Origin of the sequence: Stenotrophomonas sp. HMWF003 (assembly GCF_003061285.1) — a bacterium.
Lineage (GTDB): Bacteria > Pseudomonadota > Gammaproteobacteria > Xanthomonadales > Xanthomonadaceae > Stenotrophomonas > Stenotrophomonas maltophilia_AP.
Window position 1 is genome coordinate 4977 of sequence record NZ_QAIW01000165.1, and the last position, 7396, is coordinate 12372.

The 7396-nt window shown below is 67.7% G+C and carries 4 protein-coding genes; 2 read left to right on the forward strand and 2 right to left on the reverse strand.

The features are described from left to right. Positions 1 to 1361 (forward strand): S41 family peptidase (locus DBR34_RS06875; RefSeq protein WP_146186786.1); only part of this gene is annotated, 1361 nt, incomplete at its 5' end. A gap of 256 nt (positions 1362 to 1617) precedes the next feature. On the opposite strand, the gene DBR34_RS06880 is transcribed toward DBR34_RS06875, so the two are convergent. Continuing rightward, a complete protein-coding gene (locus DBR34_RS06880) occupies positions 1618 to 2310 on the reverse strand; it encodes a rhomboid family intramembrane serine protease (protein ID WP_128096239.1) in 693 nt (230 codons plus the stop codon). A 226-nt stretch (positions 2311 to 2536) separates the two neighbouring features. Here DBR34_RS06880 and DBR34_RS06885 point away from each other — a divergent pair, with 226 nt between their 5' ends. Beyond that, the gene (locus tag DBR34_RS06885; protein ID WP_128096240.1) at positions 2537 to 3895 is read left to right on the forward strand and encodes an outer membrane protein transport protein; all 1359 of its coding nucleotides are present in this window, start codon (positions 2537 to 2539) and stop codon (positions 3893 to 3895) included. Between the two features lie 369 nt (positions 3896 to 4264). Here the strand turns inward: DBR34_RS06885 and putA are convergent. Beyond that, positions 4265 to 7396, reverse strand: a 3132-nt coding sequence (putA, locus tag DBR34_RS06895) for a bifunctional proline dehydrogenase/L-glutamate gamma-semialdehyde dehydrogenase PutA (RefSeq protein ID WP_128096241.1), incomplete at its 5' end; no start/stop codon positions are given.

The window sequence follows — 7396 nt, forward strand, 5'->3', positions numbered from 1 at the left end:
GCGAGGCCGCCAGCAGTACCAGCGACGCCGCCAGCAACGAAGAAGCGGTGACATCGCGGGTACCGCTGGAAGAGATCCGGCGGTACGTGGCGGTCTACAACGCGGTGCGCGCCGCCTATGTGGACCCGGTGGACGACAAGAAGCTGATGCAGTCGGCCATCCGTGGCCTGCTGCTGGACCTGGACCCGCACAGCACCTATTTCGACAAGGAAGATGCCGAAGCCTTCGACGAGCAGGCCACCGGTGCTTACGACGGCATCGGCGTGGAGCTGCAGCAGCAGCCCGACAACAGCAGCCTGAAGGTGATCTCGCCGATCGACGATACCCCGGCCGCCAAGGCCGGCATCCTGGCCGGCGATCTGATCATCGCCATCGACGGCAAGCCGATCAGCGCCATCGAAGCGACCGAACCGCTGCGCGGCAAGGCGGGCAGCAAGGTGGTCCTCACCCTGGTGCGCGAGGGCAAGCCCAAGCCGTTCGATGTCACCGTGACCCGCCAGACCATCCGCGTGACCAGCGTGCGCAGCCGCATGCTGGAACCGGGCTACGGGTACATCCGCCTGAGCACGTTCCAGGCCGACACCGGCGCCGATTTCCAGAAACACGTGGGCCAGTTGCAGCAGCAGGCCGGCGGCAAGCTCAAGGGCCTGGTGCTGGATCTGCGCAGCAACCCCGGCGGCCTGCTCACCGCAGCGGTGCAGGTGGCCGATGACCTGCTTGAGAAGGGCAACATCGTGAGCACCCGCGGCCGCATCTCGATCAGCGATGCCCGCTTCGACGCCACCCCCGGCGACATGCTCAAGGGCGCCCCGGTGGTGGTGCTGGCCGACGCAGGCTCTGCCAGCGCCTCCGAAGTGCTGGCCGGCGCGCTGCGCGACAACGGCCGTGCCCGCGTGGTGGGCAGCCGCACCTTCGGCAAGGGCTCGGTGCAGACCGTGCTGCCGCTGGACAACGGCGATTCGGTCAAGCTCACCACCGCGCGTTACTTCACGCCCAGTGGCAAGTCGATCCAGGCCACCGGCATCGTGCCCGACGTGCTGCTGCAGCCGGAAAAGCGCGAGGGCGAGGACGACCTGCCGGCCAGCCTGGCCGACTACAGCGAAGCGACCCTGCCCGGTCACCTGCGTGGTGATGAGGAGGGCAGCGAAGGCTACAAGGCCGGTGACGTGCTGTCCGGCGATGGTCCGATCAACGACGCGCTGGCCGAGCTGAAGAACCCGGGTTCGGTAGTGGCCAGGCAGAAGGCGGAAGCGGCGAAGAAGCCGGCGGCCAAGCCGGCGGCGGCAGCGGTGAAGCCGACTGAAGCAAAGCCGGAAGCAAAGCCGGAAGCAAAGCCGGCGGATGTGCCCACCAAACCCTGACCGGTAGTGCCGGCCGCTGGCCGGCTCTGCAGTCATCCAACCGTACGAGGAGCCGGCCAGCGGCCGGCATTACCGGGCGAATCCAACCGTACGAGGAGCCGGCCAGCGGCCGGCACTACCGGACGAATCCAACCGTACGAGGAGCCGGCCAGCGGCCGGCACTACCGGGCGAATCCAACCGTACGAGGAGCCGGCCAGCGGCCGGCACTACCGGGCGAATCCGGCGTAGCGGCAGCGGGTCAGCGGTCGGCGTTACCTAGAAGCCGTGCCGCTTGCGCAGGCGTCGGGCGATTGCCGCGCGCACGTAGACCCCGTAGCCGAGCCCGAAGGCGAAGCCGGCGATGTGTGCCCACCAGGCCACCATGCCGAAGCTGGGGCCGATGTAGGCAAACACCACCTGCAGCGCCGCCCAGACCCCGATGAGCAGGTAGGCTGGGGCGCGTACGAATTCCAGGAACAGGCCCAGCGGAATCACCACGCCCAGCCGCGCGCCCGGAAACAGTGCCAGGTAGGCCCCGATCAACGCCGACACCGCGCCGCTGGCACCGATGATGATCTGGTCAGGGCTGCCCATGGTGTAGATCGCGGTCAGGTTCGAGATCGCCCCGCCCACCAGGAACAGCAGCATCAGCCGCCACGGCCCCAGCACGCGCTCGGCCGGCAGCCCGAAGATCAGCAGGAACACCAGGTTGCCCAGCAGGTGGGACCAGTCGGCATGCAGGAACAGGGCGGTGAACAGGCGCAGCACGCTGCCGTCCTGCAGGGTGGCCCACCAGTCCAGCGGGTGGGTCAGCCCGGTCGACAGCGCGCCCCAGTCCAGCCACAGGCTGCGCCGGGCGTCGCCGGGCCGCGAGATCGACCACAGGAATGCCACCCACAGCGCAGCGAACAGCAGCGGGGTAGCCCAGCGGACGGCAGACTTCTTGCGGGAGGGGATCGACACGAACATGCGGGCGTTAGCCTAGCGCGGTGGCGCTCCCGACGGGGGATTGACGGGTTCAGCCTGAATAGCCACAAGGGCGACGCCCGTTATTGTTTCATTAACCGGTCTGGGTATACTCCAATACGGCGTCGTATGTCGGGAGGGGAATCCGGCGCGTTGTTCCCGCCCCAGGGCAGGGAGCAACGCAGGCGCGCGTTGCCAAACATCACCGCAATTCCGGAGAGAACCAAACATGCATACCGCTTCCTCGCTTGCCCGCGTCACCGCCCTGGCCGTCGGCATTGCCGGTGCCCTGGCCGCTGGCCACGTCCACGCCGCCGCCTTCCAGCTGAAGGAAAACAGCGCCAAGGGTCTTGGCCGCGCCTTCGCCGGTTCGGGCAGCGCCCAGGGCGACGCTTCGATCATCGCCGTCAACCCGGCCGGCATGCGCCAGCTGGAAGGCATGCAGATCCAGGGTGACCTGAGCGCCATCAGCTTCTCGGCCGATTTCAAGGGCAGCGGCCGCAACGCCGGCCCGACCGGTGCCGGCACCGGCACCCCGATCTCGGGCGGTGACGGCGGCGACGCCGGCATGATCGCCCCGGTCCCGGCCGCCTACTTCCACATGCCGATCGGCGAAAAGGCCCACTTCGGCGTCTCGCTGACCGCTCCGTTCGGCTTCAAGACCGAATACGACAGCGACTGGGTCGGCCGTTACAGCGGCATCAAGACCGACCTGAAGGCCATCGACCTGGGCTTCGCGGCGTCCTATGACGTCAACCCGTACGTGTCCTTCGGCGCGTCCGTGTTCGTCGAACACCTGACCATCGAACTGACCAACGCCATCGACTACGGCGCCATCCTGGCCCAGTCGCGTGTGCCGAGCTTCGCGCCGGGCAGCGATGACGGCACCCTGAAGGTTGAAGGCGACAACAACGCTGTCGGCTGGACCGTCGGCGGCCTGTTCAGCCCGGATGAGAACACCCACATCGGTATCAGCTACCGCTCGAAGGTGGAACACAAGATCACCAACGGCGAAGCCACCTTCAACGGCGGTGATCGCGCCCGCGCCGTGCTGGCCCGCCCGACCGTGCGTCCGGGCTGGTTCGTGGACACCAGCGGTCGCGCCACGGTCACCATGCCGGCCTCGGCGACCTTCAGCGTCACCCACAACGTCAATGACCGCTGGACCGTCATGGGCGATGTGACCCGCACCGCGTGGTCGACCTCGTTCGACAAGGTGACCATCGACTACGCCTCCAACCAGGCCGATTCGAACCTCAACTTCGCCTACCGCGACACCACCTTCGTGTCGCTGGGTACGGACTTCAAGCTGAGCGACACCGTCACCCTGCGCGGCGGCGTGGCATACGACCAGACCCCGACCACCGACGCGCACCGTGACGTCCGCGTGCCGGACACCACCCGCAAGTGGCTGTCGCTGGGCGTGGGCTGGACCCCGTCGGCCAACATGGAATACAACTTCGGTTACACCCACCTGTTCACCAAGGATCCGAACGTCAACGTGACCTCGGAAACCGGCAACAAGCTGGTGGGCAAGTACGATGTGGGCGGCGACGTGCTTGCTGCGTCGTTCAACTACAAGTTCTGATCGCCGTAGCAGTACGGCGTGTCTGACTGCAGAAAGCCCCGCGAAAGCGGGGCTTTTTGTTTGCCTGCCGCGCAGAAATCCCGTGCGGGACTGCACGGGCGATCAGCGACTCAACAGAGCGGCGAGCGGCCGGCCGCGCAACGCAGTCCCTGCCGCAGCTGCGCCAGGAAATGCGGGTTGCGGTACACCGCCTCGTCGTGGCCCAGGTCGGTTTGCCAGCTGCGACCGCCCTCGAACCGATGGCATCAGGTGATCGGATTGTTCCGGGATGGCGTGCAGCCACCCGTGGGGTGGCTCTACCCCCCGGGGGGCACGCAAAAAAAAAGCCCCGCGTTTGCGGGGCTTTTTCGTGCTGCCTTGCGCCGTGGATCAGTCGCCCAGGGTCAGCAGCGAGGCGTTGCCACCGGCGGCCGTGGTGTTCACGGTGACGGTCTTTTCAGTGGCAAAACGCAGCAGGTAGTGCGGGCCGCCGGCCTTGGGACCGGTGCCGGACAGGCCCTGGCCGCCGAACGGCTGCACGCCGACCACCGCGCCGATCTGGTTGCGGTTGACGTACACGTTGCCCACGTTGATGCGCGAGGAAATGCGGTCCACGGTCTCATCGATGCGCGAATGCACGCCCAGGGTGAGGCCGTAGCCGGTGGCGTTGATCTGGTCGATCACCGCATCGAGCTGGTCGCCCTTCCAGCGGATCACGTGCAGCACCGGCCCGAAGATTTCCTTGTGCAGCTGGTCAAGGCTCTTCAGCTCGTACGCACGCGGGGCGAAGAAGGTGCCATGCGCGGCGGCTTCGTTGAGCTCGGCCGCGGCGATCAGGCGCGCTTCCTTCTCCATGCGCACCGCGTGGTCCTGCAGGATCTGCAGGGCGTCGGCATCGATCACCGGGCCCACGTCGGTGGACAGCAGGCCCGGGTCCCCGACCTTCAGTTCGGCCATCGCACCGGACAGCATGGTCATCACCTTGTCGGCGATGTCGTCCTGCACGAACAGCACGCGCGCGGCCGAGCAACGCTGGCCGGCCGAGGTGAAGGCTGACCCGATGGCGTCCTTGACCAGCTGTTCCGGCAGCGCCGAGGAGTCGGCGATGAAGGCGTTCTGGCCGCCGGTTTCGGCGATCAGTACGCCGATGGCGGCATCGCGTGCGGCCATCGCGCGGTTGATCGCGCGGGCGGTGTCGGTGGAGCCGGTGAAGGCCACGCCGGCCACGCGCGGGTCGGCGGTGAGCGCGGCACCGACGGTGGCGCCATCGCCCGGCAGGAACTGCACCACGCCCTCGGGCACGCCCGCGTCGAGCAGCAGCTTCACCGCGTAGTAGCCGATCAGGTTGGTCTGTTCGGCCGGCTTGGCAATCACGCTGTTGCCGGCGGCAAGCGCGGCGGCCACCTGGCCCAGGAAGATCGCCAGCGGGAAGTTCCACGGGCTGATGCAGACGAACACGCCGCGGCCATGCAGCTGCAGTTCGTTGGATTCACCGGTGGGGCTGGGCAGCTTTTCGGCATGGCCGAACTGCTCGCGCGCCTGCTTGGCGTAGTAGCGCAGGAAGTCGACCGCTTCGCGCACTTCGGCGATGCCGTCGGGCAGGCTCTTGCCGGCTTCCTTGACGCACAGCGCCATGAACTCGGGCATGCGTGCTTCCAGCTGGTCGGCGGCATGTTCCAGGATCGCCGCGCGGCTGGCGGCCGGGGTGCGGTTCCAGGCCGGCTGCGCGGCCACGGCATTGGCCAGCGCCTTTTCGACGGTGGCGCTGTCGGCCGGCTGCCACTGGCCCACCACCTGGCGCGTATCGGCCGGGTTGGTCACGTTCAACAGGGCGCCGGTCGGGGTGGCACCAGGCACCAGCGGCGCGGCCTTCCACGGCTTCACGGCGGCGTTGAGCTGCTCGGCCAGGGCGCGCAGGTCGTTGTCGTTGGCAAGATTGACGCCCATGGAATTGGTCCTGTCATGGTTCTGGCTGCGCAGCAGGTCGACCGGCAGCGGGATTTTCGGGTGGGGAATGGACGCGAACGAGGACACCGCCTCGACCGGATCGCGGATCAGGTCGTCGATGGCCACCGCGTCGTCGGTGATGCGGTTGACGAAGCTGGAGTTGGCGCCGTTTTCCAGCAGGCGGCGCACCAGGTACGGCAGCAGGTCTTCGTGCGAACCGACCGGTGCGTACACGCGGCACGGCACGTTCAACCGATTGGCCGGCACCACTTCGGCATACAGGTCATCGCCCATGCCGTGCAGCTTCTGGTGCTCGTACTGGCCGCCCTTGGCGATCGCCTTCACCGCGGCAATGGTGTGCGCGTTGTGGGTGGCGAACATCGGGTACAGCGCATCGGCATGCGAGAACAGCCGCTTGGTGCACGCCAGGTAGGACACGTCGGTGTTCTGCTTGCGGGTGAACACCGGGTAGGCCGGCAGGCCGTCGATCTGCGCACGCTTGATTTCCGCGTCCCAGTACGCGCCCTTGACCAGGCGCACCTGCAGGCGGCGGCCGATGCGACGGGCCAGGTCGGCCAGGTAGTCGATCGTGTACGGGGTGCGCTTCTGGTAGGCCTGCACGACCACGCCGAAGCCTTCCCAGCCGCTCAGCGAGGCATCGCTGACCACCGCTTCGATGATGTCCAGCGACAGTTCCAGGCGGTCGGTTTCCTCGGCATCCACGGTGCAGCCGATGCCGTAGGACTTGGCCAGCTGCGCCAGTTCCAGCACGCCCGGGACCAGGTCGGCCATCACGCGTGCGCGCTTGGCATGCTCGTAGCGCGGGTACAGCGCCGACAGCTTGATCGAGATGCCCGGCGCCGCGTTGACGTCACCGTCCGGGCGACCGCCGCGGGCCTTGTGGTCGCCACCGATGGAGTGGATCGCGCGGCGATAGTCTTCCAGGTAACGCTTGGCGTCCTTCATGGTCAGCGCGCCTTCGCCGAGCATGTCGAACGAATAGCGGTAGTTGGCGTTGTCGCCCTTGTGCGAGCGCGACAGCGCCTCGTCGATGGTGCGGCCCATGACGAACTGGTGGCCCATGATCTTCATCGCCTGGCGCACGGCCAGGCGGATCACCGGCTCGCCCACGCGACCGATCAGGCGCGCGAACGCGCCCGGCACGTCGGCGCGGGTGGCGTCGTTGATCTGCACCAGGCGGCCGGTCAGCATCAGGCCCCAGGTGGAGGCGTTGACCAGCACCGAATCGCTGCCGCCCATGTGCTTCTTCCAGTCCGCATCGCCGAGCTTGTCGCGGATCAGTTTGTCGGCGGTGTCCTGGTCGGGAATGCGCAGCAGTGCTTCGGCCACGCACATCAGCAGCACGCCTTCCTCGCTGCCCAGGTCGTACTGGCGCATGAAGGCTTCGATTGCGCCCTGGTCCTGGGCACGCACGCGCACGCGCTTGACCAGGTCGGCGGCGGTGGCCTGCACCTGCGCCTGTTCGTCGGCCGGCAGGCGCGCCTGCGCCAGCAGCTCGCGCACGTGGCTGGCCTCGTCCTTCATCCAGGCATCGGTGATGGCCTGGCGGAACGC